Source organism: Kitasatospora sp. NPDC047058 (assembly GCF_040643935.1).
GTDB lineage: Bacteria > Actinomycetota > Actinomycetes > Streptomycetales > Streptomycetaceae > Kitasatospora.
On sequence record NZ_JBEYVJ010000005.1, the window covers coordinates 41,818 to 67,642 of the forward strand.

Consider the following 25,825-nt stretch of genomic DNA (forward strand, 5'->3'; position numbering starts at 1 on the left):
CCCCCGGTCAGCGGGCGCCCCCGGTCACGCCCGCAGGCCGTCGAAGGCCAGGTGGACCACCGCGTCGGCGACGCCGTCGGCCGCCTTGAGGCCCGGGCGGTACCACTCCACGATCGAGTTGATCATGCCGAAGAGCAGCCGGGTGGCCAGCCGGGGCTCGACGTCCGCCCGCAGCGCGCCGTCCGCGACGGCCGCCCGCAGCAGCTCGGCGACCTGGTGGTCGAACTCGCGGCGCCGCTCCAGCGCCCACTGCTCGGTGGCCGTGTTGCCGCGCACCCGCAGCAGCAGGGTGACGTAGGGCAGTTCCTCCAGCAGCACCTCGGCGGTCCGCCGCACCACGTGCTCCAGCCGCTCCACCGCAGGGCCCGCGACCGCGGCCGGCTCGGCCAGGATCCCGAACAGACCGTCCAGCGCGCGTCCGACGGCGAGCCGGAGCAGCTCCTCCTTGCCGCGCACGTGGTGGTAGATCGACGACTTGGAGATGCCGGCCGCCCGGGACAGGTCCTCCATCGAGGTTCCGTCGTAGCCGCGCTCGTTGAAGACGTCGACGGTCACCGCGAGCAGCGACTCCACGGTGTAGGCGGTGCGCGTGGTGTGATCGGCCATCCTCCGAGTATCCCCGGCCCCGCTCGGCCCCACGCGATCGGGTCGGCCGCTCCGCACCGCCGCCGCCCCGCACCGCCGCCGCCCCGCTCCGGGCCGCACAGGCCCTAGACTCGGCGGACGATCGTCCACACAGGGTGGGGAGCATGAGCGCAATACCGGCAGTCGCCTCCGACGTGCCCGAGCAGCGCAGCGGCGAGCCGGAGAGCGGCACGGAGACCGGCTGGCAGGAGCGCGCCCGTGCGCTGGCCGTCCGGTTCGGACCGGCCGTCTGGTGCTACGCGGTGCTCAAGCTGGTCGGATTCACCGTCTTCATGAAGCTGCTCTCGTTCTCCGGCGAGTACGCCGGGAAGCACCCCCGGTTCGGCGGCGGCGCCAACCCGTGGGACGTCCTGGCCAGCTGGGACGGCTGGTGGTACCAGCAGGTGGCCGAGTTCGGCTACCACCCGGCGCTGGTCCCGATCCCCGGAGGCACGCCCGGCTTCACCATCGAGCAGAACTCGGCCGCGTTCTTCCCGCTCTACCCGGGCCTGATGCGGCTGGTCTCGGACGGCACCGGCCTCGGCCTGTACGGCGCCGGGATGCTGGTCTCGGTGGTGGCCTCGCTGTTCGCCGCGGCCGGCATCTACGCGGTGGTGGACCGGATGGCCGGGCCGCGGGCCGGTGTGATCGCGGCCGGGCTCTGGGCGATCGCCCCGGGCTCCGGCGCCGAGTGGGCGATCTACTCCGACTCGCTGTTCGTCGCCCTGGCCGCCTGGGCCTGCTACTGCGTGATGACCCGGCAGTGGGTCGCGGCCGGGGTGATCACCCTGGTCGCCGGGCTCAACCGGCCGACCTCGGCGGCGCTGATCGGCGCCGTCGGCCTGGCCGCGCTGGTCGCGCTGTTCCGGCGGGAGAGCGGTATCGCCCGCCCGGTGACGGCGATGCTGCTGGCCCCGGCCGGCCTGCTCGGCTACGTCGGCTGGGTCGGCTGGAAGACCGGCGACTGGGGCGGCTACTTCAAGATCCAGCACGACGCCTGGCTGCACTACTTCGACTTCGGCGTGGGCACCTTCCACGCGGTCCGCGGGGTCATGCTGGGGCGGTCGGACTACCCGTTCGCGTTCCCGGTCGCGGACCAGTTGTCCACCCTGATCGTGCTGACCCTGCCGGTGCTGATCGTGCTGCTGGTCCGGCTGCGCCCGCCGCTGGTGCTGACCGCCTACACCCTGGCCACCATCGTCTCGGTGCTCGGCAGCCTGGGCATCTTCGGCAACACCTCGCGCTACCTGCTGCCGGCGTTCCCGCTGCTCATCGCCCTGGCGGTGGCGATGCGCAAGCTCAGCTGGCCGGTGCTGGCGGCGGTGCTCGGCACCGGCGCGGTCGCCTCGGGCTGGTACGGCGGGTACGTGATCTTCGAGCTCGGCATCCCGTAAACCGGCTCCGGAACCACTCCGGGGGCGCGTCCACCACGGACGCGCCCCCGTCTGCTTCCACGGACCCCCGCCGGACAAACCCGGTCCGGGTTCGTCACACCCTCTTGAGCCGACCGATCGTTCGGTTACTCTGTGACGTGTCCCGTCCTCCCCTCTGAGGAGCGCACACCATGTCCGCAGCGGTCACCCACCCCCTCGTCGCCGAGCTGGTCGAACGCCACCAGGCCACCCTGGACGCCGCGCTCGCCGCCGCGGCGAAGCGCGACTACTGGTCGCCCTACCCCGAGTTCCCGAAGGCCTACGGCGAGAGCGGCGCCGCGGACGGCAAGGCCGCCTTCGAGGCCCTGCTGAACCAGCCGTTCGCCCTCGACCGGCAACCCGCCGACGGCGACCTGGTCGGCGGCGAGGCCTCCCCGTACGGCGTCGAGCTGGGCATCGGGTACCCGCACGCCGAGCCGGACGCGCTGATCGCCGCGCTGACCGCCGCCCGGCCCGGCTGGGCCGCCGCCACCCCGCTCGACCGCGCCGCGGTCTGCCTGGAGATCCTGGCCCGGATCAACGCCCGCTCGCACGAGTTCGCGCACGCGGTGATGCACACCACCGGCCAGGCGTACGGCATGGCCTTCCAGGCCGGCGGCCCGCACGCCCAGGACCGCGGCCTGGAGGCCGTCGCCTACGCGTACGCCGAGCAGACCCGGCTGCCGCGCAGCGCCGGCTGGAGCAAGCCGCAGGGCAAGCGCGACCCGCTGGTGATGACCAAGGACTTCACCGTCGTCCCGCGCGGCCTCGCGCTGCTGATCGGCTGCAACACCTTCCCGACCTGGAACGGCTACCCGGGCCTGTTCGCCTCGCTGGCCACCGGCAACCCGGTGCTGGTCAAGCCGCACCCGCGCGCGATGCTCCCGCTCGCGCTGACCGTCCGGATCGCCCGCGAGGTGCTCGCCGAGGCCGGCTACGACCCCAACGTGGTCTGCCTGGCCGCCGAGCACGAGGGCGGTACCGTCGCCCAGACCCTCGCCGTCCGCCCCGAGATCAAGCTGATCGACTACACCGGCTCGACCGCCTTCGGCGACTGGCTGGAGGAGAACGCCCGGCAGGCCGAGGTCTACACCGAGAAGGCCGGCGTCAACACCGTGGTCGTCGACTCCACCGACGACTACCGCGGGATGCTCACCAACCTGGCCTTCTCGCTCTCGCTCTACAGCGGCCAGATGTGCACCACCCCGCAGAACCTGCTGATCCCGCGCACCGGCATCGACACCGAGCAGGGCGCCAAGACCTACGACGAGGTGGTCGGCGACCTCGCCGCCGCGATCGAGGGCCTGCTCTCCGACGACGCCCGCGCCGCCGCCATCCTCGGTGCCGTGGTCAACCCCGGCGTGCTGCAGCGCACGGTCGCCGCGGCCGGCGGCGAGTACGGCGAACTCGCCCTCGCCCCGCGGGTGGTGGCCTCGCCCGAGTTCCCCGCCGCGACCGTCCGCACCCCGGCCCTGGTCAAGCTGGACGCCGACAAGCCGGACGACCGCGCGGTCTTCCGCAGCGAGTGCTTCGGCCCGGTCTCCTTCGCCGTCGCCGTGGAGGACACCGCCGCCGCGGTCGAGCTGCTCCGCGACACGGTCCGGGCCCAGGGCGCGATGACCGCCTCCGGCTACACCACCTCGCCCGAGGTCGAGGCCGCGCTGGTCGAGGCCGCACTCGACTCCGGCGTCTCGCTCTCGCTCAACCTCACCGGCGGGGTGTACGCCAACCAGACTGCCGCCTTCTCCGACCTGCACGGCACCGGCGCCAACCCGGCCGCCAACTCCGCCTACTGCGACGGCGCGTTCGTCGCCAACCGGTTCCGCACCGTGGAGATCCGCCGCCACAGCTGATCCCCGCCGCCCCACCCCTCCGGGGCCCCGGCGCCACGACGCCGGGACCCCGGAGATTCACAGCCCCGTCCCGGACCGCGATGATGGAGGCCGGAAGCGCGCCGAGAGCGGCGTCCAACCTCCGTCCGAACACCGGGAGCTGACACATGACCGCGAAGCAGACCGTCACCGACGTCCTGATCGTCGGCGCCGGACCGACCGGACTGCTGCTGGCCGGAGACCTGGCCACCGCCGGGGTCCGGGTCACCGTCCTGGAGAAGCGCGGCACCGAGTCCAACCTCACCCGGGCCTTCGCCGTGCACGCCCGCAGCCTGGAGATGCTGGACGCCCGCGGCCTGGCCGACGACCTCATCGCGACCGGGCGGCCGCTCGGCTCGCTGCGGCTCTTCGACAAGGTCCGGGTCGACCTCTCGAACCTCCCCACCCGCTTCCCGTTCGTCCTGATCACCCCCCAGTCCAACACCGAACGCCTGCTCCAGGAGCGCGCGGAGAAGGCCGGCGCGACGATCCTGCGCGGCGTCGAGGTCACCGGGCTGCGCCAGGACGCCGAGGGCGTCACGCTGGAGGCCCGCGAGGACGGCCGCACCACCGGCTACCGCGCCCGGTACGCGGTCGGCACCGACGGCGTCCACTCCACCGTCCGCGACCTGCTCGGCATCCCCTTCCCCGGCGAGTCCGTGGTCAACTCCGTGGTGCTGGCCGACGTCCGGCTGGAGCGCGAGCCCGCCGAGGTCATCACCGTCGGGGCCACCGAGGACGGCTTCGCCTTCCTCGCGCCGTTCGGCGACGGCTGGTACCGGGTCATCGCCTGGGACCGGCACGAGCAGCACCCCGACGGCACCCCGCCCCCGCTCGAGCGGATCGCCGAGCTCACCCGCAACACCCTCGGCCAGGACTACGGCCTGCACGACGCCCGGTGGAGCTCGACCTTCCACAGCGACGAGCGGCAGGCCCCCAACTACCGCTCCGGCCGGGTCTTCCTGGCCGGCGACGCCGCGCACTGCCACTCCCCGGCCGGCGGCCAGGGCATGAACACCGGCCTGCAGGACGCCGCCAACCTGTCCTGGAAGCTCGCCGCCGCCGTCCAGGGCTGGGCCACCGACGCGCTGCTCGACACCTACCAGACCGAGCGGCACCCGGTCGGCAAGGCGGTGCTGCGCAGCTCCGGCGCACTGGTCCGGCTCGCCCTCGCGCACTCCGCGCCCACCCGGGCCCTGCGCGGCGCCCTCACCACCATCGCCGAGCACCTCGACGTGGTCGCCACGCGCGGCGCCAAGCTGGTCTCCGGCATCGGCATCCGGTACGCCGCGCCCAAGGACGCCCACCCGCTGGCCGGCCGGCGTGTCCCCGACCTGCGGCTGACCGGTCTGGAAGAGCCCCGCGAGGACGGGCCGGCCTCGCCCGAGCGGCTCTACGAGGCCCTGCGCGGCGGGAAGTTCGTGCTGGTCAGCAATGACGAGCTGTCCGCGGCCGACCCGTGGGCGGACCGCGTGGTCACCGCCGCCCCGGCCGACCCGCACGGCAAGCTGCGGGACACCGTCCTGCTGATCCGCCCCGACGGCTACGCCGCCTGGGCCGCCGTCGACCCGGGCCGCGGCGAGCTCCGCGCCGCCCTCGCCCACTGGCTCGGCACCCCCGGCGACAACTGACCGCCCGGGGGCGCGGGGCGGGTCCGGCCCGCCCCGCGCCCCTCCGGCAGGCTCCTAGGGCCCGGCGTCGCCCCGCAGGCGGGGGTTTGAAGACGAGCCCTAGGCTTTGACCTTCTCGTAGTGCCGCGCCGCCTTCGCCCGGTTCCCGCACACCGCCATCGAGCACCATCGCCGGCGCCCGTTCTGCGACGTGTCGAAGAAGTGCAGAATGCAGGCCTGGTGCGCACACTTCCTGATCCGGTGCGCCCCCTGCCCGAGCAATCCGAGAAAGTCGTCCACCGCCAGCCAGGCCGCCAGCCGTTCCGGCCGGTCCACCTCGACGTGCTCGGCCGGCCCCTGCGGCCCGAGCTCCCGCCGCAGCCGCCCGTGCCGCAGCACCTCGTTCAGCCCGGCGACCGCCGCCGGCCCCGCCTCCCCGTGCAGGTCGAGGTCCCGGACCGCCGCCGCCAGTGCCTCCCGGGCCTCCAGGACGGCCGCCAGCCCGGCTTCCCCGGCCTCGCAGCGCCCGGCCAGCCCGGCCGAGGCGAGCCAGATCCCGTAGCCGTCCGGCTCGCCCAGCAGGTCGTTCACCGGCGTGCCCGCCCACCGCGTGTTCAGCAGGTCCAGCGAGAGCGGCTCGCCGATCAGCGGCCGCGGGTCCCGCGGGTCTGCCTTCCGGTCCGTCATCGGTTCTCCCTCGGTCTCACCCGGTATCCGATTCTACGTCCGCCCCGGTCTGTCCCGAATTGGCCCGCTCGCGGCCGTTGGCGGAAAGGCCCGGAATCGGCCGGGTCCGGTACCGGGAATTCCGCCCCTTAACTGTATGGAGCCTTCTCCATTCGGTTCTCCACAGTTGACTGTTTTTTAGCAACGAATTGCTTGACCATGAGCCAATTCCCTTACCCCCTCTGTCATGTTCTAGCCAGCGTCTCACCCCAGCGACGCCCTGGCCCCTGCCGGCCCCCACACGCCGGCCAGAGGAGGATTCCGTGCGCCCCCGCTCCCTTGCCCTTGCCGCGGCCCTTGCCGTCCTGCCGCTCACCGCCGTCTCGCTCGGCGTCAGCGCCGCCCAGGCGGCCTCCGTCCCCAACGCCGCCGCGCCCCGCGTCTCGCTGCCGAACACGGTGACCCCCGCGGTGGCCCGTTCCGAGAAGAAGGGCGACGTCCCGGCCGACCAGCAGCTGTCCGTCGCGGTCAGCCTGAAGCTGCGCAACACCGCCGAACTGGACCGCTTCCTCGGCGCGATCGCCACGCCCGGCACCCCGGAGTACGGCCGCTACCTGACGCCGCAGCAGTTCACCGAGCGCTTCGGCCCGACCCAGGCCGCCGTCGAGCAGGTCAAGGCCTACCTGGCCGCCCAGGGCCTGGCCGTCTCGGGCGTCAGCGACAACCGCCAGGTGGTGAACGCGCACGGCACCGCCGAGCAGATCGCCAAGGCCTTCGGCACCCACGAGAGCGCCTACCTGGACCCGCAGCAGCAGCGCACCTTCTTCGCCAACGACGCGGCCGCCTCCGTCCCGGCCGACCTGGCCGACGTGGTGCAGGGCATATCCGGCCTGAACAACCACACCGTCCGGACGACCCGCAACGTCAAGCCGGCCACCCCGCCGGCCGCCGCCCCCAACGCCGCGGCCGCCACCCCGGGCGGCTTCGGCCCGGCCCAGTACGACGGCGCGTACAACCTGGACAAGACCGGCGCCGACGGCACCGGCGTCACGGTCGCGCTGTGGGAGTTCGACGGCTACAGCTCCGGCAACCTGAAGACCTACGACTCCCAGTACGGCCTGACCGGCCCGGCCGTCTCCACCGTCTCCGTCGACGGCGCCAACTACGACTCCGCGCCCGGCGAGGGCCAGGGCGAGGTCGAGCTGGACAGCGAGATCGTCCGCGGCGTCGCGCCCAAGGCCACCCAGCTGGTCTACGAGGCCCCCAACAGCGACCAGGGCGAGATCGACATGGCCGCCAAGATCGTCGCGGACAACCGGGTCTCGGTCATCTCCATCTCGTGGGGCTCCTGCGAGCCGGACACCACCGCCTCCTCGATGACGGCGGTCGACAACTCGTTCAAGCAGGCCGCCGCGCAGGGCATCTCCATCTTCTCCGCCTCCGGCGACGACGGCTCCCGCGACTGCACCCGCTCCACCAGCGGCTCCGGCGTCAAGGCCGTCGACTTCCCGGCGTCCAGCCCGCACCAGACCGGTGTCGGCGGTACCAACCTCAAGGTCTCCGGCAGCGCCTACTCCTCGGAGAGCGCCTGGAGCACGGCCGGCGGCGGCGTCTCCACCGTCTTCGCCAAGCCGAGCTGGCAGACCGGCACCGGCGTCTCCGGCACCATGCGCACCGTCCCGGACGTCTCCTCGAACGCCGACCCGGCCAGCGGCTTCGCGATCTACACCGCCGGCGGCTGGCAGGTGTACGGCGGCACCAGCGCCGCCGCGCCGCTCTGGTCCGGCTACGCGGCCCAGTTCAACCAGAAGGCCAAGGCCGCCGGCCAGCCCGTCCTCGGCGAGGCGAGCCCGAAGCTGTACGCGGTCGCCAACAGCAGCAGCTACGGCAGCACCTTCCACGACGTGACCACCGGCAAGAACCAGGACTTCTCCACCAAGGCCGGGTACGACCAGGTCACCGGCTGGGGCAGCCCGATCGCCGACGCCCTGGACACCGCGCTGCTCGGCACCACCCCGCCGCCCTCCGGCAACTGCACCCCGGCCCAGCTGATCGGCAACGGCGGCTTCGAGACCGGCACCGCCGCGCCGTGGACCGCCTCCAGCGGCGTGGTCGACAACAGCACCGGCGAGGCCGCCCGCACCGGCTCCTGGAAGGCCTGGCTGGACGGCTACGGCAGCAGCCACAGCGACACCCTGGCGCAGACCGTCTCGATCCCGGCCGGCTGCAAGGCCACCCTCTCGTTCTGGGTGCACATCGACACCGCCGAGACCGGCTCCACCGCGTTCGACAAGCTGACCGTCCAGGCCGGCTCGACCACGCTGGCCACGCTGTCGAACGCCAACGCGGCGACCGGCTTCGTGCAGAAGACCTTCGACCTGTCGGCCTTCGCCGGCCAGACGGTGACGGTCAAGTTCACCGGCACCGAGGACTCCTCGCTGAAGACCAGCTTCGTGATCGACGACGCCGCGCTCAACGTCTCCTGATCACTCTCCGCAACCACGCCGCCGGGGCGGTCCGCACCTGGACCGCCCCGGCGTTGTGTTTCCGCACTGTTTCAAGATCGCTAACCCTGTGGTCGAAGACTCGTGACCACTGTCATACGCACGACTGATGACGTAGCCTCTCGACCGTGCATAGGGTGCCCCACAGCTCGGTGAAGCCGCTCTCGGCGCGCCTCGGCGTCGGACCGGCCGCGCCGATCCCACCTGCTGGGGAAGGTAACCGCATGGGCTCACAGCAACCCCAGGACGCCCGGCTGCGGCTGGTCGGCCCGCACCCCGGCACGCCCACGCCCGGCGCCGGGGCGGTTCCGGCTGCCCCCGTGCCGGCCGCCGCACCCGCCGCCACCCCTGCCGCAGCGCCCGTCCCGCCCGCGGTCGCCGCCGCCGCGGCCGGCCGCCCCGCGCCCGCCGGGGGCTTCGCCGACACCCTGAACCTGGCGATCGAGGCCAGCGGACTGAGCCTGGACCGGATCCGCGCCGCACTGGCCCAACGCGGTGTCAGGGTGAGCGTGACCACGCTCAGTTACTGGCGGCGCGGCCGCAGCCAGCCCGAGCGGGCCAGCTCGCTGCGCGCCGTCCACCTGCTGGAGGAGCTGCTCGGCCTGCCGCACTCCACCCTCTCCGCGCTGCTCGGACCGCCGCGGCCGCGCGGCCGCTGGGCCGCCGCCGCCAACACCGCGCACCTGCGGCTGGAGGACGTCTGGCCCGGGGAGCAGGAGATCGCCGACGTCTTCGCCGAGCTGGACGCCCCGCCGGTGGGCGAGCTGGAGCGGCTCTCCATCCACGACTCGTACTACGTCGACGCCGAGCGGCGCGGCAACCTGCTGCGGATGCGCCAGGTGGTCCGCGCGACCGTCGGCGGGGTCGCCCGCTGCCTGGTCGTGCACAAGGCCGACGAGGAGGCCACCGGCTGCCCCGAGATCACCTCGGTCCGGCACGGCCGGCTCGGCCGGGTCCGGCGCCGCCCGCACGTCGGCCTGGTGGTCGGCGAGCTGATGCTGGACCGCCCGCTCGCGCTCGGCGACAGCACGGTCTTCGAGTACGAGGTGGAGATCCCGCCCGGCGGCCCGACCATGGAGTACAGCCGCCGCTTCGCCATCCCGGTGCGCGAGTACGTGCTCCAGGTGCACTTCGACCCGGCCGCCGTCCCGGTGCACTGCGAGCGCTACGACCGCGCCCCGGGCGAGGACGTCGACCGGCGCCGCGAGCAGCTCTGGATCGGCGCCTCCGCCAGCGCCCACGTGCTCGCCCCGGACCAGCAGCCGGGCCACGTCGGCATCCGCTGGGAGTGGGAGTAGCTCCTCCCGCCCCCGGGGCACGCCTGCGCGCCCGGCGCGCGCCGCGGGTCAGGAGCGGCCCGCCGAGGGCCCGGCACCCGGGGCCCGGACCAGGGTGACGATCCCCGGGATCGGGAACAGCAGCAGGAACAGGTTGGGCAGCCACCAGGCCGGCGAGAAGTCGCCCCGCAGCGCCCAGAACGCCACCGCCTGCAGCCCCGCGGTGCTGGTCAGCGCCAGCGAGAGCAGCATCAGCGGCTGCGCCTGCCCCGCCGTCCCCGCCGACCCACAACGCCCCAGCCGCAGCGCGGTGAGCCCCGTGACGCTGGCCAGCACGTCGAGCAGGACGAACGAGTAGTTCCAGTCGCTGAGCACCGGGTTCAGGTAGTCCTTGTACGCGTACTCGGCCGGGATCAGCGCGAGCAGCGTGACCGCCCAGTACACGAGGAAGCCGACGTCGGTGGCCACCATGGACGCCTTGGTGAACCGCAGCACCCTGCCCCGGGCGCCGGGAGTGTCGCTCACGGCCTCTCCTCCGTCAGGTGCTCACTCGTGGCTCAGCCCCCCGCCGAGGTACATCACGGCGACCCCGCCGACCACCAGGGCCGCGCCGATCAGCGAGGCCGGCTTGACCGGCTCGCCGAAGAGGACCGCACCGCCGGCCAGGGCGCCGACCGTGCCGAGCCCCGACCAGACGGCGTAGACCGGGCCGACGTTCAGTGACTTGAGCGCCTGCGCCAGCAGGACGAAGGCCGCCACGTACCCGAGCGCGACGACCGCGCTGGGGGCGAGCCTGGTCAGTCCGTGCGAGGCCCGCAGGGCCAGTGTGGCGGTCACCTCGGCCGCGATGGCCGCGCCGACCAGCAGGTACGCCGTCATGTCCGTTCCCCCGTCCTGTGGCGGCTAGCGTCTGCCGCCGATGAGTTCGACCAACAGGTCGCGAAGTCCACGGTGCAGTTCGTCGTGCGGCGGGCTGAGGTCGAGCAGCCGGGCGTGCCACCAGCCGTCCACGGCCATCCGGACGAGCGTGGCCACGGCGGGGTCCAGGCCGTCCTCGGCGAGCCGCTGCTGCCAGCGCTCGTACCGCTCCCGCAGCACCCCGAGCACCTCCGGGCCGCCGGCGGCGGCGAGCAGGGCGGCCGGCACCTGGTCGACGCCGCTGGTGTCCCCGGCCGGGGACTCCGCCGGGATGCTGGCGTCCAGCCAGGCGAGGGCGAACGCACCGGGCGGCGCGTCCGGGCCCGGCAGGACGGCCTCGAACCGGTCGGCCAGCCGTTCGACGACCCCCTGGACCAACGCCCGCTTGCTGGGGAAGTGGTGGAGCAGCCCGCCCTTGCTGACGCCGGCCTCCGCGGCCACCGCGTCCAGGCGCACCGCGTCGAGCCCTCCCCGCACCAGCAGCCGCTCGACGGCGTCGAGCAGGTGATCACGCACCGTCTTCCCTCTCTCCGTGTTACCGACCGTCCAGACGGTCGGAACTCACCCTAGCAGAGCGCCCGCGGAGCCGCCCGGAAATCCAAGTTGCCCGATAGGGAAGGGTGTTGACAGTTTGGAATGAGCCGTGCTTACGTTTCCTCGGCCGAAAACCGGGGAGGCCCGACGGATCGCCGGCGGCCACGGATTCATGTGCATGATGATCGAAGAAGCGGCGCCGGGGATTTTCCACCGCGCCAGGGGGAACGCTGCTCGACATCCACGGGGGATCATGCGAGACGTACGGATTCGACGATGTCCGCGTACGCCGGCCACTCCGAGCCGCAGCTGACAGTTCGTCAACAAGGCCACAGCAGGCAATGATCGGGCCACGTCAACCTCAACGCAGGCCCGTCCACGCCGCCCCGGCCCGACACCCTTCCGCGCCCGGGGCACGTTGCGCAACGACGCGCCCGCCTCCGGCACGCCTCCGCACGTCCGCACCCCCATTCACCCGGCCCGCCCTGCCGCACAACGGGCGCTGCTTTTCGAACCAGGATCAAAATTCGTGTGAACCGATGCGCCGAATACACCGATCATCGAATTTGAGGGACTCTGGTGGACATTTTCTCCAAGGTATCCGGCTATACCGCCGCCCGGGATGCCATGGCAGCGGGGATCTATCCCTACTTCCTCCCGCTCACCGGCCACGAGGGCACGACCGTCACCCTGGGTGACCGCGAGCTGGTGATGTGCGGCTCGAACAACTACCTCGGCCTGACCTCCGACCCCCGGGTCAGAAAGGCCGCCGCCGAGGCACTCGACCGCTACGGCCCGTCCTGCACGGGCTCCCGCTTCCTCAACGGCAACCTGGCGCTCCACGACCAGTTGGAGAGCGAACTCGCCGACTTCTACGGCAAGCCCGCGGCGGCCGTGATCTCCACCGGCTACCAGGCCAATCTCGGCACCATCAGCGCCCTGGCCGGCCGCGGCGACGTCGTCTTCGCCGACCGCGACGCCCACGCGTCCGTCGTCGACGGCTGCGTGCTCAGCGGCGCCAAGCACCGCCGCTTCCGGCACAACGACGCGCGCTCGCTGGACCGCGGGCTGGCCGCCGTCCCCGCCGGGATGGGCACGCTGGTCGTGGTCGACGGCGTCTACTCCATGGAGGGCGACCTGTGCGCCCTGCCGGAGATCGTCGAGGTCTGCAAGCGCCACGGCGCCCGCCTGATCGTCGACGACGCGCACGGCCTCGGCGTCCTCGACCAGGGCCGCGGCACCTGCTCGTACTTCGGCCTCACCGACCAGGTCGACCTGATCACGGTGACCTTCAGCAAGTCGCTGGCCTCGCTCGGCGGCGCCGTGCTCGGCGACGAGGACGTCATCCACTACGTCAAGCACCACGCCCGGAGCCTGATCTTCAGTGCCTCCGCCACCCCGGCCAGCATGGCCGCCGCGCTGACCGCGCTGCGCATCCTGCGCGAGGAGCCCTGGCGGCCCGAGCGGGCCCAGCAGAACGCCGACCACCTGCGGGCCGGCCTGCGCGCGGCCGGCATCAGCCCGGGCGAGAGCAGCACCCCGGTCGTCCCGCTGCGCACCCGGGGGGTCATCGACACCCTGCTGCTCTGGCGGCGGCTCATCGACAGGGGCGTCTACACCAACCCGGTGGTGCCGCCCGCCGCCTCGCCCCGGCTGCGGCTCAGCGTGATGGCCACCCACACCACCGAGCACCTGGACCGGGTCATCGCCGAGCTGAGCGCCGAGGCGGACATGTTCCTGCGGGACGACGAGCCGGACGCCACCGACGAGGTCACCGGCCTCGCCGAGCTGGCCGAGCTCGCCGACTCGGCCGCCGCCCGCCCGTGAACCGCCCACCCGGCCCCGCGCCGGTCACCCCGGCGGCCGCCACCCCGGCCGCCGGACCGGCCGCCGGACCGGTCGCGCCGCCGGTCGCCCTGGCCGTCGCCGCACTGGCCGGCGGATCGGCCGGCGCCGTCCTCGGCGCGGGCCTGCCCCCCGCCGGCGGCGGCACGCCCGACTGGCCCTGGTGCGCGGCCGCCGCCACCGGGGCGGGGCTGGCGCTCGCGGCCGGCCTGCTCCGCCGCCCCCGCACCGGCCGGCCCCTCGCCGGCCGGCTGCTGCCGCCGGGCCCGTCCCACCGGGCCCCCGCCGCCGGGCTGCTGCTGCTCGGCGCCGCCCTGCCCGCCTCCGCCACCGCCGCCAACCCCGTCCTGGCGGCGCTCGTCACCGCCCTCGCGGCGCTCACCGCCGCGGTGGCTCCCGGACCGGCCGGTCCCGCCGGCCTCCGGGCGCCCACCGGAGCCACCGCCCTGGCCGCCCTGGCCGCCCTGGCCGGCGGGACCGTCGTCGGCGCGGCCGCCCCCTCGGTGTCCGCCGCCGTCCTCGGCGCCCTGGCCGGCCTGGCCGGCCTCCTGCTCGTCGCCTCCGCGGCACCGGCCGCGGAGAGCCCGGAAACCGACCACTCCCGAAGGAGCCAGCCATGAGTCGCCTCGGACTCGCCGCGCGTGCCCTGCGCCTCCACCTGAGCCGCACCCACGCCGACCCGACCCCCGACTACGACGCCGCGAGTTCCAGCTACGACACGTACTTCAGCCCGGTGATGGGGGTCCACTCGATCGCGGCACTCGACCAGGTGGTCATCAACCCCGGCGACGACGTGCTCGAACTCGCCTGCGGCACCGGGCACCTGACCTACGAGATCGTCCGCCGGCTGGAGGGCCGCGGGTCGGTGCACGCGGTGGACAAGTCGCCCGGCATGCTGGCCGTCGCCCAGGCCAAGGTCCAGCCCGTGGCGCTGCGCTCGGCGGAGCTCGAAGTGTCCCTGCGGGAGGGGGACATGGAGGAGTTCCTGCGCAGCCGGGGGACCGCCTCCGCCGACCTGGTCGTGGTCGGCTGGGCGATCTGCTACAGCAAGCCGGTCAAGCTGCTGGAGCAGGTCAAGCGGGTGCTGCGCCCCGGCGGCCGGGTGATGGTGATCGAGACCCGCGGCGACGCCCTCAAGACCCTGATCGACCAGCTGGAGAAGGTCTTCGCCGCCGACCCGTCGCTGCTCACCGGCCTGGTCCGGGTGAACCTGCCGAAGGACGCCGCCACCGTGGCCCGCTGGTTCGCCAAGGCCGGCCTGTCCGTCGACGTGCAGCGCGACGGCCACCAGGTGCTGCCCGCGGACACCCCCGAGGCGGCGCTGGAATGGGTGCAGCGCTCGGGCGCCGCGGCCGGTTTCAAGGACGCCGTCGACCACCACCGCGAGCAGCACGCCCTGGACCTCATCCGGGCCGGGCTCGCCGAGCACGTCGCCAAGCACGGCCCGCTGGAGCTGCGGCACACCTTCGCGGTGGTCACCGGCACCAGCCCGGTGGGCACCTCGGCCGGCACCGGCCCGGGCGGGCGGCACCGCGAGGGAGTCGGCACCGCATGACCGGCACCGTCACCTCCCCGCCCGCGGAGGAGACCACCCACGGCGCGACGCAGCGCCGGCTGCTGCGCGTCGCCCGGGTGCTCACCGCCTACCCGAAGACCGTGCTCGCCGTCTGGGCGGTGGTCATCGCGCTCTGCTTCCCGTTCGCCTCGCAGCTGAGCGACGTCCTGACCAAGCAGGGCGCCTCCAAGGTCGTCCCGGGCACCAGCAGCGCCCGGGCCGACCAGCTGGTCGAGCAGTCCTTCCCGGACCGCTCGCAGCGCGAGTCCATCGTCGCGATCGGCGCCCCGGACGTCCGCGGCGACCGGATGCGCAGGCTGCTGGCCGAGCTGGACGGCCGGATCGCCGAGAAGGTCCGCACCGGGGAGGTCCGGCGGTCCGACTCGGCCTACACGGTCTTCCGCGACGCCACCGCCGAGTACCTGCGGCAGCTGCGCACCCAGGTGGACCGGCAGCTCGCCGACGCCGGGGCCGGCACCTCCCCGGAGGCCCGCCGCCAGGCGGTGGACGCGGCCGTGACGGCCGGCCAGGTCCCGCCCGGGCTCGCCGACCTGGCCCACCGCGCGGTGACCGCCGACGACGCGGCGCTGCCCGGCCTGGCCGCGGAGTTCGCGGCCGGCACCGACTGGCACGCCTTCCCGGTGCCGGTCCCCGCCGACGCCGTGGACCGCCTGCTCGCCAAGGACGGCACGGCGGCCCTGGTCACCGTCAGCTTCGCCAAGCAGGCCGGGCACGACCCGGACGTGGACTGGCTGCGCTCCGCGATCGACGGCACGCTGCGGAGCGTCGGCGCCGGCCCCGAGGTCGACGCGCACGTCACCGGCGAACTCGCCCTGATCAAGGACACCTACCAGAAGGCCGAGGACGACAACGCGCTGATGGAGACGGTCGCCTACGCGATCATCTTCGTGGTGCTGCTGCTGTTCTTCCGCGCCGTGGTGCCCGCCGTCCTGACGGTGGCCGCGATCGGCCTGGCGATGACGGTCAGCCAGGCCGCGCTCTTCGCGCTCGGCCACGGCGTGACGCTCACCCAGTTCACCGTCACGATCATGAACTTCGTGATGCTGGGCGCGGGCGTCGACTACAGCATGCTGCTCTCCTCCCGCTACCGGCAGGAGCGCCTGGCCGGCCGGCCGCCCGCGGAGGCCGCCGTGCACGCCACCGCGCACGCGGGCGAGTCCATGCTGCTGGCGGCGGTCGCGGTGGTGCTCGCCTTCGGCGCCACCCTGCTCTCGCCGGTGGACTGGATCCCGCCGCTCGGCTACGGCGGCCTGATCGGCATCCCGATCGTGCTGCTCGCCGCGCTCACCCTGACGCCCGCCCTGCTGCGGCTGCTCGGCGACCGCTTCTTCGCCCTCGGCCGGAGCCCGCTGGCCGACCTGGAGCACGGCAGCGCCCTCGGCCGTCACCTGGCCCGGGCCGCCGAGCTGGCCCGCCGCCGCAAGGTGGCGATCGTGCTGGTGTTCGCCGCCGTCACGGTGCCGTTCGCGGTGATCACCGCCCAGCACCGGTCGACCGCCGACCCGGTGGCGCTGAGCCCGGCCACCGACTCCCGGACCGGCTTCGAGAAGGTCGCCGCCGCCTGGGGCGACTCCGCCGTGCTGCCCACCCTGGTGGTGGCCCGCCCGGCCGTGGGCGTGGTCGACCCGGCGTCGCACCGGCTCACCGCCACCGGCCGCACCGCCGTGACCGCGCTCACCGACGAGCTGGCCGCGGTCCAGGGCGTCTCCCGGGTCTCCGCGGTCACCCGGCCGTTCGGCTCCCCGCTGCCCGCCGACCAGGTCGACGCCCTGACCGCGGACGTGCGGCGGGACTACCTGGCCGACGACGGCGCGCTGCGGATCGTGGTCGAGCTCGCCGACCCGCCGTACTCGGAGGCCGCGGTCCGCACCGTCGACCGGATCGAGGACGTCGCCGCCGCCGCGACGGACGTCGGAACACTGCAGGTCGGCGGCGCGACCCAGGTCGACCGCCAGTACGGCGAGGCGCTCGACTCCAGCTTCTGGCAGATGATCGGGCTGGTCTCGCTCGGCGTCTTCGTGATGCTGGTGGTCGCCCTGCGGTCGCTGCTGATCCCGGTCCGGCTGATCCTCACGATCATGATGAGCAACGTCTGGGCGATCGGCATCACCGTGCTGGTGTTCCACTTCTGGCTCGACCGGGCGATCATCGACGACCTGCCGATCTTCCTCACGGTGCTGATGATGGGCCTCGGCATGGACTACGAGATCTTCCTGGTCACCCGGGTGCGCGACCTCGTCCGCGGCGGAGCCGACCAGGAGAGCGCCACCATCGGCGCGGTGGTCGACACCGGCCGGGTGATCAACGCGGCCGGCCTGGTGATGGCGGGCAGCCTCGGCACGATGGCGCTCTCCTCCACGGTGATGCTCCAGGAGTACGGCGCCGGCCTCGGCCTCGCCGTCCTGCTGGACGCCACCCTGATCCGGATGCTCTTCGTGCCCGCCACCCTGCTGCTGTTCCGCCGCTACAACTGGTGGCTGCCCTCGCTGCGCCGCACACCCGCGGTGGCGGAGGTGGCCCCGTCATGACCGCGAACCGTCCGGTGGCGGCGTCCGCGCCCCCCGAGCCCGCCACCGGACGGGCTCGCACCGTCCGCCGCCTGCGCGATCACCACCGCGAGGCGCCGCTCGTCTCGGCCGCCCTGCTGTTCGCCGTGCTCGCCTCGGTCCGGATCGCCGGGGCGTTCGCGGTCCCGCTGATGGTCCTGTCGGTGGGCCTGAGCGCGCTGGTGCTGGCCGTCCCGGACCGGCCCGGCCGGGCCGCCGCCGGTCTGCGCCGCTTCCGGGCCCGCCCCGCCCTGGCCGGCACCGGCCTGGTGGTGCTGGCCTACGCCGGCACCGTCTTCGCCACCCGGGCCGCCTTCGGCCGCGGCGACGGCAACTGGACGGCGCTGATCCCGGAGCTGTTCCGGCAGATGGCGCCCGACGCACCGGTGGTGGCGGGCGCCGCCATGGTGCTCTGCATGGGCGTCCTGGTGCCGCTGGTGGAGGAGGTCTGCTACCGCGGCGTGCTGTTCCACGCGGTGGAGCGCAGCCGCGGCCCGGCCACCGCGATCGCCGCCACCGCCGCCGCCTGGGCCCTGGTCCACCTCGGCGACTACGGCCTCCACCCCTTCGACACCCGGGTGATCTGCGGGGTCCTGCCGTCCGTCTTCGCCATGGGCCTCGCCCTCGGCATCTGCCGGGCCTGGACCGGCTCGGCCCTGGCCGGCGCGCTCGCCCAGGGCACCGCCAACCTGCTGCTCCTCGGCTGGGTCCTCTGGGCCCTCTGAGCGTGCGCCCGCCCACGGGCCGCCCCGGCCCCCACCGCCTTCCCCGGCCCCGACCAGACGTTCCGGACACCTCACGGTGAGGCAGGTATCCCCATGCGAATCGCGGTCACCGGCCCGATCGTCATCGACGATCTGATGACCTTCCCCGGCCGTTTCACCCACCAGCTGCTGCCGGCCCAGCTCAAGCACCTCTCGCTCTCCTTCCTGGTCGACGACCTGGAGGTGCGCTACGGCGGCGTGGCCGCCAACGTCGCGTACGGGCTCGGCCGGCTCGGCCGCCGGCCGCTGCTGCTGGGCGCGGCCGGCCGGGACTTCGGCGACTACCGGGCGCGGCTGGAGGAGGCCGGGGTGGACACCTCCCTGGTGCACGTCTCCGCCGAGCGGCCCACCGCGCGCACCTTCGACACCACCGACGCCGACCGGAACCGGATCACCTCCTTCCACCCCGGCGCCCTGGCGGAGGACACCGCACCGGGCCCCGAGGGCTGGTCGGAGGGCGTCGGCCTGGTCTTCCTCGGCCCGGCCCCGGCGCCGCTGATGGCCGCCCGGGCCGAGGAGTGCCGCCGCCTGGGCCTGCCCTTCCTGGTGGACGCGGCCGGCCGCGCGGAGGAGCTCGGCGCCGAGGGCGCCGAGGCGGTGCTGACCGGAGCGGACTGCCTGGTCACCAACCGCCACGAGCGCAGTCTGCTGCTGGACCACACCGGGTGGACCTCGGAGGACGTGCTGCGCCGGGTCGGCACCTGGATCACCACGCTCGGCCCCGAGGGGGTCTGGATCGACTACGCCGACGAGTCCTCGGTCGCCGTGCCGGCCGCGCCGATCAGCCGGCTGCCGGACACCGCGGGGGCGGGCGGCGCGTTCCGGGCGGGCTACCTGGCGGGCCGGGCCGACGGGCTCCCGGACGAGGAGGCGGCCCGGATGGGCTGCGTGCTGGCGGCGTACGCCCTGGAGTCGGCCGGCAGCCAGGACTACCTCTTCACCGCCGGGGCGTTCCGGGAGCGGCTCACCGAGGCCTATCTAACCCCTACGGAGTCCCATATCGGTTGACCCGACACCTGGGTAACCATTACTGTTCACTTCACAGGTTAGAACTGCGGCGTCCCCCGGGACGCCCCGGCCCGGGGAGTGACCAGCCATGTCCAGCACCGCCACCAGCACCCTGCAGACCGGCCACGTGGGCCTGAACGTCACCGACCTGGACCGTTCGGTCGCCTTCTACCGCCGCGCGCTCGGCCTGGAGCTCGTGCGGGAGGGCACCGACCCGGACCGCCGCTTCGCCTTCCTGGGCCGCGACGGCAGGCTGCTGATCACGCTCTGGCAGCAGAGCACCGGCGGCTTCGCCACCGCCGCCCCCGGCCTGCACCACCTCTCCTTCCAGGTCGACTCGCTGGACGAGGTCCGGGCCGCCGAGCAGGTGCTGCGCGAGCTGGGCGCCGAGTTCGCCTACGAGGGCGTCGTCCCGCACGGCGAGGGCTCGGCCTCCGGCGGGATCTTCTTCACCGACCCCGACGGCATCCGGCTGGAGGTCTACACCCCGCAGGGCGTGGACGCGACCGACGCCACCGCCCCCACCGAGGCCGCCCCGACCTGCGGGTTCTTCTAGAGCGCGGCCGACCGGGCGACAGGAGGCACGCCATGACCGGCAGTACGCCCTACCACCCGGGCGAGCGCGCCGTGCAGGCCCGGGCCGGCCGCAGCGACCGGGCCGACCACTCCGGCCGCGCGATCGGCGGCACCATCCCGGCCGTGGCCGCCCGGTTCCTGACCGAGCGGCAGGTCCTGGTGGTCGGCGCCGCCGACGCCGCCGGCCGGCTCTGGGCCACCCAGCTCACCGGCGAGCCCGGATTCCTCCGGGCCGCCGACGAGCGGACCCTCGCCGTGGCGGCCCGCCCGGCCGCCGACGACCCGCTGGCCGCCGTGCTGGCCGGGCCGGCCGAGGTCGGCACCATCGCCCTGGACCCGGCCGGCCGGCGCCGGATGCGGCTCAACGGCCGCTCCGCGCCGGACGGCCGGGGCGGCCTGGTGATCGCCGCGGAGCAGGTCTACGCGAACTGCCCGAAGTACATCCAGCGCCGCCGGCCGCAGGCCCGCCCGGCCGCCGGCACCCCGCACGCGGTGGCCGCCGGACCGGTGCTCTCCACCGCCCAGCAGCTCGCCGTCGCGACCGCCGACACCTTCTTCGTCGCCACCGCCGGCCCGGACGGCCGGGTGGACGCCTCGCACCGGGGCGGCAACCCCGGCTTCCTCCGGGTGCTCGGACCGGACCGGCTGCAGTGGCCGGAGTACGCCGGCAACAGCATGTTCATGACCCTCGGCAACCTGGAGCTCGACCCGCGCGCCGGGCTGCTGCTGCCGGACTTCGGGACCGGCGGCGCACTGCTGGTCACCGGCGAGGCCAGGACCGACTGGTCCGGGCAGGCCGCGGCCCGGCTGCCGGGCGCCGAGCGGGTGGTCGACCTCACCGTCACCGGCGTCCTCGAACTGGCCGACGCCACCCCGCTCACGTGGACCGATCCCGAGTACTCACCCGCCAACCCGCCGGCCGCCGCCTGAGCGGGCGTCAGCCCCCGGCGCCGGACAGCCCGGCGCCCTGACCGGGCGGGCGCCCCGACATCCAGTGGAACAGCCCCATCGCCACGCTGGTCGCCAGGTTGAAGCTGGAGACCCCCGGCTGCATCGGCACCGCGACCAGGTGGTCGGCGCGCGCCCTGAGCTCCGCCGAGACGCCGTGCCGCTCGGTGCCGAAGGCGAGCACCGCGTCGTCCGGGAAGGCCAGCGTCCGGATGTCCGCGCCCTCCGGGTCCAGGACGTAGAGCGGGCCGGCCGGCAGCTCCGGCAGCGCCACCCGCTCCACCGCGGTGGCGAAGTGCAGTCCGGCGCTGCCCCGGACCACGGTGGGGTGCCAGGGGTCCAGGTCGCCGGTGGTCACCACGCCGGTGGCGCCGAAGCCGGCCGCCAGCCGGATCACCGCACCGACGTTCCCGAGGTTGCGCGGGTTCTCCAGCAGGACGACCGGCGCCGGCCGGGGCAGCCGGGCGAGCGCCGCCAGGTTGGCCGCGGCGGTGGGACGGGCGGCCAGCGCGGCCACGCCCGTCGGGTGCAGCCGCGGCACCAGCGTCCGCAGCTCCGCCTCGGACAGCTCGACCGCCAGCCCGTCCAGCGCGGGCCGCACGTCCCCGGCCAGCTCGTCGGCGAGCGCCAGCAGCGCGGCGCGGTCGGCGGTCAGCACCTGCCGGACGTCCCCGCCGAAGCGCAGCGCGTGCTTCAGCGCGTGGAACCCGTCCAGCAGCACCGTCCCGGGCACCTGCACGCCCGCCCGCCAGGCCCGCACCAGCTCCTCGTTCATGCCGCTCACTCTGCCAGACGCCCCCCGGCGGGCCGCCGGGACCGGTCAGCCCGGGGGAAGGCCGCCGTCCGGTTCCGCGGGCACCGCCCCCCGCCCCGGCACCCCGGACCGGCGCAGGCCCAGGAAGCCGCGCAGCCACGCGCCCGCCCGGCCCGCCCGCGCCCCCGCCCAGAGCAGCGCCGCCGTCGGCAGGAAGACCGCGTCCGCCGCGACCATCGCCAGCGAGAACACCGGCAGCCCGAGCAGCACCGCGATGCCCAGGTGCTCGGCCATCATCACCACCAGCAGCGCGTTCTTCACCCGCCGGCTGACCAGCGTGAACGGGAAGGCGACCTGGAGGAGCACCGTCCCGTACGTGACCAGGAAGACCGGCAGCAGCGCCGAGCCGACCAGCCCGGACAGCCACGGCCAGGGGGTGAAGTAGTCCAGGTGCAGCGGGTACCAGAGCGCGGTGCCGTCCTGCCAGCGCGAGCCCTGCACCTTGTACCAGCCGGCCGTGGCGTAGATCAGCACCACCTCGGCGGCGATCACCAGCAGCGCGCAGTTGTGCACCATGTTCGCCAGCGCGTCCAGCACCGCCCGCGGCTCGCCGTCCGGCCGCAGCCGCCCGAGCACCCACCAGAGGCCGGCCACCGCCCAGAGCCCCCAGAACACCGGCGCCCAGCCGGCGTACGGGAAGGCCGCGGCCGTCCAGCTCAGGCTCTCCCCCGCGAACGCGCCGAGCTGGCAGACCAGCAGCAGCGCGCCGAGCACCGCCCAGAGCACCACCCCGGTCCGGCCGGGCGCGGGGCGCCGGGCGTCCAGCGACCAGACCGCGGCGCAGCGGGTGAAGACCAGGTAGACCGCCATCAGGTGGACGACGTTGTCGCCGCCGTCACCGAGGAAGACGTTGCGGTTCTGCAGCGACAGCACGGTGACCATGAACAGCACGCCGCTCGCCCTGGTCCGCCAGCCGAGCACCACCGCGACGGCGGCCAGCACGGCCAGGTGGTAGACCAGCTCGAACCAGAGCCGCCCGCCGAACCAGGGCAGCACGGTCAGCGCCCCGTTGTCCGCGAGCAGCCGCTCGGCCAGGTCGAGCGACCAGGGCGAGGTGTCGCCGTACAGCAGCCGCCGGTTGGGCCACTCCCGGAGCAGGTGGGCCAGCCAGACCAGGCCGAAGCCGATCCGCACCGCGGCCGCCTGGTACGGCCCGAGCGCCCGCCCGGTGAACGCGGCGAGGCCCTGCACGCACAGCCCGGCGAGACCGGGGCCGGCCCGCCGCGGGGCCGGGGCCGGGGCCGGCGCGGGCTGCCGGGGGATCCCGTCGAGCAGCTGCTGCGGGCCGGCCGCCGGCGTCACCTCGTTCACCCGAGCCCCCGGTAGTCCTCGTCGTTCACCGGCCACCACGGCAGCTCGCGGACCTTCGGTGCGGGCGGTGCGGCCTCCCCGCTCCAGCCCGGCGGCGGCACGGTGGCGGCCGTCACCCGGAACTCGATCTCCAGGATCCGCTCGCCGCCGACGCTGCGCCCGGTCCGCTGCAGCGCGATCCGCTTGAGGTACTGCTCGGCGAGCTTGCCGCGCGGGTTGGTCAGCGAGTCGTCCTGCGCGCTGTGCGAGCCCTCGTAGAAGTCCCAGGCCCGGCGCAGCAGGTTCTGGTCGGCGTGACTGGGCGCCGGGTTGCCGCGGATCGCGGCGATGTCCCGGGCGGTCAGCCCGAACCAGTCGTGGGTCCGGGTGGCGCCGCCGTCCCCGACCGTGCGGACCCGGGCGTCCAGGCTGACGTTCTGCTGCAGCGGGTTGGGCGCGAACAGCTTCCAGTTCTGCTCGAACTCCGGGTACACCACGCCGTCGACCTGCTCGCGGTACTGCCGGGAGACCGAGTTGGCCGGGGCCACGTGCAGGAACACCGCGGCCAGGAAGAGACCGGTGGCCGCGACCAGCAGCACGCCGGCCGTGCCGAGCACGGTCAGCGCCGGTGCCGACCACCGCCGCCCCCCGGCCGGCGCGCCGGTGCTCCCGGCAGCCTCCTCACCGCTCTCGGCCATGCGCTCTCCCCCAGCCTTCGGCCGGGAGGTGCCCACCCGGACGGCGCGCCGCCGGTCCGGTCCCGGCTCGGTCGCGCGCCCATCCTGCCCTAACCGGGCCGGGGTCTACAGGACGTAGGCGTCCTGGCCGCCGGCCGACACCATGGGACGGCTCGCGGCCTCCCAGGCGTACATTCCGCCGTCCACGTTCACCGCGTCCCGGCCGTTCTGCACCAGGTACTGGACGACCTGCGCCGAGCGCCCGCCGACCCGGCAGAGCACGTACAGCTTCTCGTCCGGCAGCTCGGTGATCCGCGCGATCAGCTGGCCCATCGGGATGTGCAGCGCGCCGTCCACGTGCCCGGCGTCCCACTCGTCCTGCTCCCGGACGTCCAGCAGGACGGCGTCGTCGGGCACGGCGGCGGCGGCGGTGGTGGGGATCCGGTCGAACATCGTCTGGCTCTCCTGGGGCTCGGTCTCGGCCTCTGCATTGTCCCCCACCGGCTGCCCGCCGAGCAGCCGCTCCAGTTCGGCCTGCTGGGCGGCGGCCTTGGCCAGCAGCTGCTCGGCCAGCTCCTCCAGCAGCCCGTCCGGGTCCTGCGGGGCCAGCGCGAGCAGCTGGCCCATCGCGGTGTTCTCCAGCCGGACCTGCTCGGTGGCGGTCTCGGCGATCTTGGCGTTGAGCCACTCCAGCCGCCGGCGCAGCCAGCCGAGCCGGTCGGGGGAGTCCACCGCGGGCGCCGCCTCGGGGGCGGTGGACCACTCGGCGGCCAGGCCCGCCAGCGCGGCGGTGTCGCCGTACGCGTAGGCCTCGTTGACCCGGGCCAGGAAGGCCGCCCGGCGCTCCTGCTCGGCCGGCTCGGTGGTCAGGTCGGGGTGGGCACGGCGGACGAGGTCCCGGTAGATCCGCTGGGCCTCCCGGCCGGGCCGCACCCGGGCCGGCGCGGCCGGCGGCGGGGCGTCCTGCTGCTCCTGCACGCTGTCGAACAGCGCGTCCAGGTCGGGGAGTTCGTCCACCCGCCGGCGGGCCTCGGCGGCCAGCCGGAGGTCCTCCGGGCGCCCGGTCCGGGCGGCCACCGTCTCGGCGACCAGCGCGTCCAGCTCGTCCAGCCGGGCGTAGAGCGGGCCCAGCAGCTGATGGTGGATCAGGGCGAAGTTGTCGATCTCGACCCGCAGCGTCTGCATGTTGACGTCCATGGTGAGCCAGGCGAGTTCGGCGGCGGCGACCCGCTCCTCCAGCTCCTGCTGCTCCGGGTCCGTCCAGCGGACGGGGCTCTGCGCGGTCACTTCTCGCCTCTGTCTCGTCCTGCTCGCTCGGTCCGGCCTGCCACCCTACCCCCGCTCCGGCCGCACTCGTCGGGGTGAACGGGGAGTGCGGACCGGCGCACAGCGGGTGACACGCAACTGATACTGATGAATCTCCCCGTTTCGCTATCGAGTCCGGCCGTCTCCGTGCTTCGCTGGTATCCGCACAGCGCGTGCCTCCTCCAGAGAGACGGCCGCCTCCAGGCGTGGCGGCCAGGCGGGAGCAGACCGAATCCATGGTGGACGAGCCCAACTCCACACCGCGACCGGCGGCCACCGCCGCCGGGCCCGCCGCCGTACCGGGTGACCTGCCGTCAGGCGTGGTCGCCCTGGTCCGGCTCGCCCTCGTGCTGGTCGACCGGTCCGGCCGGATCGCGCTGTGGAGCCGGGCCGCCGAGGAGCTGTTCGGGCACCGCGCCGAGGTCACCTGTGACCGCCCCGCCGCCGGGCTGCTCCCCGTCGCCGGACCGCGCGGCGTCCCCGGCCCCGCCGGCCGCCGCCGCGACGCCCTGGAGTCGCTGGCCGAGTTGACCGCCGGCGGCCGCCCCTGGGCCGGGCAGATGCCGGTGACCGACCGCGAGGACCACCCGCGCGACGTGCTCTGGTGGGCCTACCCCTCGGCCGGCGACGGCCTGCTGGTCCTGGCCGCCGACGCCCGTCCGCTGCGCTCGGCCGGCCCCCGGCTGGCCCTCGGCGAGCGGCTGCTGCCGTTCGCCCCGGTGTCCGCCGCCCGCGGCGGCTTCCACCGGCTCTCCGCCGCCCTCGCCCCGCCCGGCCGTCCGGTGCCCGAACCGCTCGCCCGGCTGCTGCCGGCCGGCTCCGCCGCGCGCCGGGAGCAGCTGCTGGAGCGGCTGGGCCTGGCCGGCCTGCCCGCCCTGCGGCTGGACCGCTCCACCGTGCTGCCCGTCCTGCCGGCCGACCCGCCGACCGCCACCGCGCACGTGGCCGCCGGCATCGGCCGCCGCTACCCGACCGCCCAGCAGCGGGCCTCCGAGCCGGAGCCGGGGGAGCCCGGTCCGGAGGCGCCGAGACTCGGGGTGCCGGGGGTTCGGGTGCCGGG

The 25,825-nt window shown here is 74.6% G+C and carries 23 protein-coding genes; 14 read left to right on the forward strand and 9 right to left on the reverse strand.

The genetic code is table 11. The annotated features are described in order from the left end of the window. Positions 1-24: 24 nt before the first annotated feature. Positions 25-606: a TetR/AcrR family transcriptional regulator gene (locus ABZ885_RS01535; RefSeq protein WP_360181920.1), complete on the reverse strand. Its 582-nt coding sequence runs from the start codon at positions 604-606 to the stop codon at positions 25-27. A 143-nt stretch (positions 607-749) separates the two neighbouring features. Between ABZ885_RS01535 and ABZ885_RS01540 the strand changes: the two genes are divergently transcribed. The 3 genes from ABZ885_RS01540 (at position 750) to ABZ885_RS01550 (ending at position 5,538) form a co-directional block, all read left to right on the forward strand. Further along, on the forward strand, positions 750-2,018 hold the full coding sequence (locus ABZ885_RS01540; RefSeq protein ID WP_360181923.1) for a hypothetical protein: 1,269 nt from the start codon (positions 750-752) through the stop codon (positions 2,016-2,018). Between the two features lie 170 nt (positions 2,019-2,188). Next, the gene (paaN, locus tag ABZ885_RS01545; protein ID WP_360181926.1) at positions 2,189-3,889 is read left to right on the forward strand and encodes a phenylacetic acid degradation protein PaaN; all 1,701 of its coding nucleotides are present in this window, start codon (positions 2,189-2,191) and stop codon (positions 3,887-3,889) included. Positions 3,890-4,035: 146 nt separating this feature from the next. Next, complete coding sequence (locus ABZ885_RS01550; protein ID WP_360181929.1) at positions 4,036-5,538, forward strand: FAD-dependent monooxygenase; 1,503 nt, start codon at positions 4,036-4,038, stop codon at positions 5,536-5,538. A 99-nt stretch (positions 5,539-5,637) separates the two neighbouring features. Here ABZ885_RS01550 and ABZ885_RS01555 read toward each other — a convergent pair whose 3' ends face one another. Continuing rightward, positions 5,638-6,204: a CGNR zinc finger domain-containing protein gene (locus ABZ885_RS01555; RefSeq protein WP_360181932.1), complete on the reverse strand. Its 567-nt coding sequence runs from the start codon at positions 6,202-6,204 to the stop codon at positions 5,638-5,640. A gap of 302 nt (positions 6,205-6,506) precedes the next feature. Here ABZ885_RS01555 and ABZ885_RS01560 point away from each other — a divergent pair, with 302 nt between their 5' ends. Together ABZ885_RS01560 and ABZ885_RS01565 are read left to right on the forward strand one after the other, a co-directional pair. Beyond that, the gene (locus tag ABZ885_RS01560) at positions 6,507-8,669 is read left to right on the forward strand and encodes a protease pro-enzyme activation domain-containing protein (protein ID WP_360181935.1); all 2,163 of its coding nucleotides are present in this window, start codon (positions 6,507-6,509) and stop codon (positions 8,667-8,669) included. Between the two features lie 242 nt (positions 8,670-8,911). Beyond that, the gene (locus ABZ885_RS01565; protein WP_360181938.1) at positions 8,912-9,985 is read left to right on the forward strand and encodes a hypothetical protein; all 1,074 of its coding nucleotides are present in this window, start codon (positions 8,912-8,914) and stop codon (positions 9,983-9,985) included. 48 nt (positions 9,986-10,033) lie between these two features. On the opposite strand, the gene ABZ885_RS01570 is transcribed toward ABZ885_RS01565, so the two are convergent. From ABZ885_RS01570 to ABZ885_RS01580, 3 genes are read right to left on the reverse strand one after another with little or no spacing between them, the layout of a single operon-like run. Beyond that, positions 10,034-10,489: a DUF5360 family protein gene (locus tag ABZ885_RS01570; RefSeq protein ID WP_360181941.1), complete on the reverse strand. Its 456-nt coding sequence runs from the start codon at positions 10,487-10,489 to the stop codon at positions 10,034-10,036. 21 nt (positions 10,490-10,510) lie between these two features. After that, on the reverse strand, positions 10,511-10,843 hold the full coding sequence (locus ABZ885_RS01575; RefSeq protein ID WP_360181944.1) for a multidrug efflux SMR transporter: 333 nt from the start codon (positions 10,841-10,843) through the stop codon (positions 10,511-10,513). Positions 10,844-10,867: 24 nt separating this feature from the next. Next, positions 10,868-11,398 (reverse strand): TetR/AcrR family transcriptional regulator, encoded by a 531-nt coding sequence (locus ABZ885_RS01580; protein WP_360181947.1) that lies wholly within the window; start codon positions 11,396-11,398, stop codon positions 10,868-10,870. Positions 11,399-12,043: 645 nt separating this feature from the next. On the opposite strand from ABZ885_RS01580, the gene ABZ885_RS01585 reads away from it, so the two are divergent. The 8 genes from ABZ885_RS01585 to ABZ885_RS01620 all read left to right on the forward strand — a co-directional run bounded on the left by ABZ885_RS01585 (position 12,044) and on the right by ABZ885_RS01620 (position 20,661). Beyond that, a complete protein-coding gene (locus ABZ885_RS01585) occupies positions 12,044-13,243 on the forward strand; it encodes an aminotransferase class I/II-fold pyridoxal phosphate-dependent enzyme (protein WP_360181950.1) in 1,200 nt (399 codons plus the stop codon). Beyond that, the gene (locus ABZ885_RS01590; protein ID WP_360181953.1) at positions 13,240-13,881 is read left to right on the forward strand and encodes a hypothetical protein; all 642 of its coding nucleotides are present in this window, start codon (positions 13,240-13,242) and stop codon (positions 13,879-13,881) included. Before ABZ885_RS01585 ends, ABZ885_RS01590 begins: the two co-directional genes overlap by 4 nt. Beyond that, positions 13,878-14,816: a methyltransferase domain-containing protein gene (locus ABZ885_RS01595; protein ID WP_360181956.1), complete on the forward strand. Its 939-nt coding sequence runs from the start codon at positions 13,878-13,880 to the stop codon at positions 14,814-14,816. The genes ABZ885_RS01590 and ABZ885_RS01595 overlap by 4 nt, the downstream gene beginning before the upstream one ends. Further along, entirely contained in the window at positions 14,813-17,365 is a 2,553-nt protein-coding gene (locus tag ABZ885_RS01600) for an MMPL family transporter (RefSeq protein ID WP_360181959.1), read from the forward strand. The genes ABZ885_RS01595 and ABZ885_RS01600 overlap by 4 nt, the downstream gene beginning before the upstream one ends. Next, positions 17,362-18,108 carry a CPBP family intramembrane glutamic endopeptidase gene (locus ABZ885_RS01605; RefSeq protein WP_360181962.1) on the forward strand — a complete coding sequence of 249 codons (747 nt, stop codon included), beginning with the start codon at positions 17,362-17,364 and terminating at the stop codon, positions 18,106-18,108. The genes ABZ885_RS01600 and ABZ885_RS01605 overlap by 4 nt, the downstream gene beginning before the upstream one ends. Positions 18,109-18,201: 93 nt before the next feature. Beyond that, positions 18,202-19,155 carry a PfkB family carbohydrate kinase gene (locus ABZ885_RS01610; RefSeq protein WP_360181965.1) on the forward strand — a complete coding sequence of 318 codons (954 nt, stop codon included), beginning with the start codon at positions 18,202-18,204 and terminating at the stop codon, positions 19,153-19,155. Positions 19,156-19,243: 88 nt separating this feature from the next. Further along, positions 19,244-19,711: a VOC family protein gene (locus ABZ885_RS01615; protein ID WP_360181968.1), complete on the forward strand. Its 468-nt coding sequence runs from the start codon at positions 19,244-19,246 to the stop codon at positions 19,709-19,711. 32 nt (positions 19,712-19,743) lie between these two features. After that, complete coding sequence (locus ABZ885_RS01620; RefSeq protein WP_360181971.1) at positions 19,744-20,661, forward strand: pyridoxamine 5'-phosphate oxidase family protein; 918 nt, start codon at positions 19,744-19,746, stop codon at positions 20,659-20,661. A gap of 7 nt (positions 20,662-20,668) precedes the next feature. Here the strand turns inward: ABZ885_RS01620 and ABZ885_RS01625 are convergent, their stop codons facing one another. The 4 genes from ABZ885_RS01625 to ABZ885_RS01640 all read right to left on the reverse strand — a co-directional run bounded on the left by ABZ885_RS01625 (position 20,669) and on the right by ABZ885_RS01640 (position 24,747). Continuing rightward, positions 20,669-21,454 (reverse strand): TrmH family RNA methyltransferase, encoded by a 786-nt coding sequence (locus tag ABZ885_RS01625; RefSeq protein WP_360181974.1) that lies wholly within the window; start codon positions 21,452-21,454, stop codon positions 20,669-20,671. A 45-nt stretch (positions 21,455-21,499) separates the two neighbouring features. Continuing rightward, on the reverse strand, positions 21,500-22,684 hold the full coding sequence (locus ABZ885_RS01630) for an HTTM domain-containing protein (RefSeq protein ID WP_360181998.1): 1,185 nt from the start codon (positions 22,682-22,684) through the stop codon (positions 21,500-21,502). Between the two features lie 116 nt (positions 22,685-22,800). After that, the gene (locus ABZ885_RS01635) at positions 22,801-23,481 is read right to left on the reverse strand and encodes a DUF5819 family protein (RefSeq protein ID WP_360181977.1); all 681 of its coding nucleotides are present in this window, start codon (positions 23,479-23,481) and stop codon (positions 22,801-22,803) included. Between the two features lie 105 nt (positions 23,482-23,586). Beyond that, positions 23,587-24,747 carry a rhodanese-like domain-containing protein gene (locus ABZ885_RS01640; RefSeq protein ID WP_360181980.1) on the reverse strand — a complete coding sequence of 387 codons (1,161 nt, stop codon included), beginning with the start codon at positions 24,745-24,747 and terminating at the stop codon, positions 23,587-23,589. 254 nt (positions 24,748-25,001) lie between these two features. Here ABZ885_RS01640 and ABZ885_RS01645 point away from each other — a divergent pair. After that, positions 25,002-25,825, forward strand: an 824-nt coding sequence (locus ABZ885_RS01645; RefSeq protein WP_360181983.1) for a PAS domain-containing protein, incomplete at its 3' end; no start/stop codon positions are given.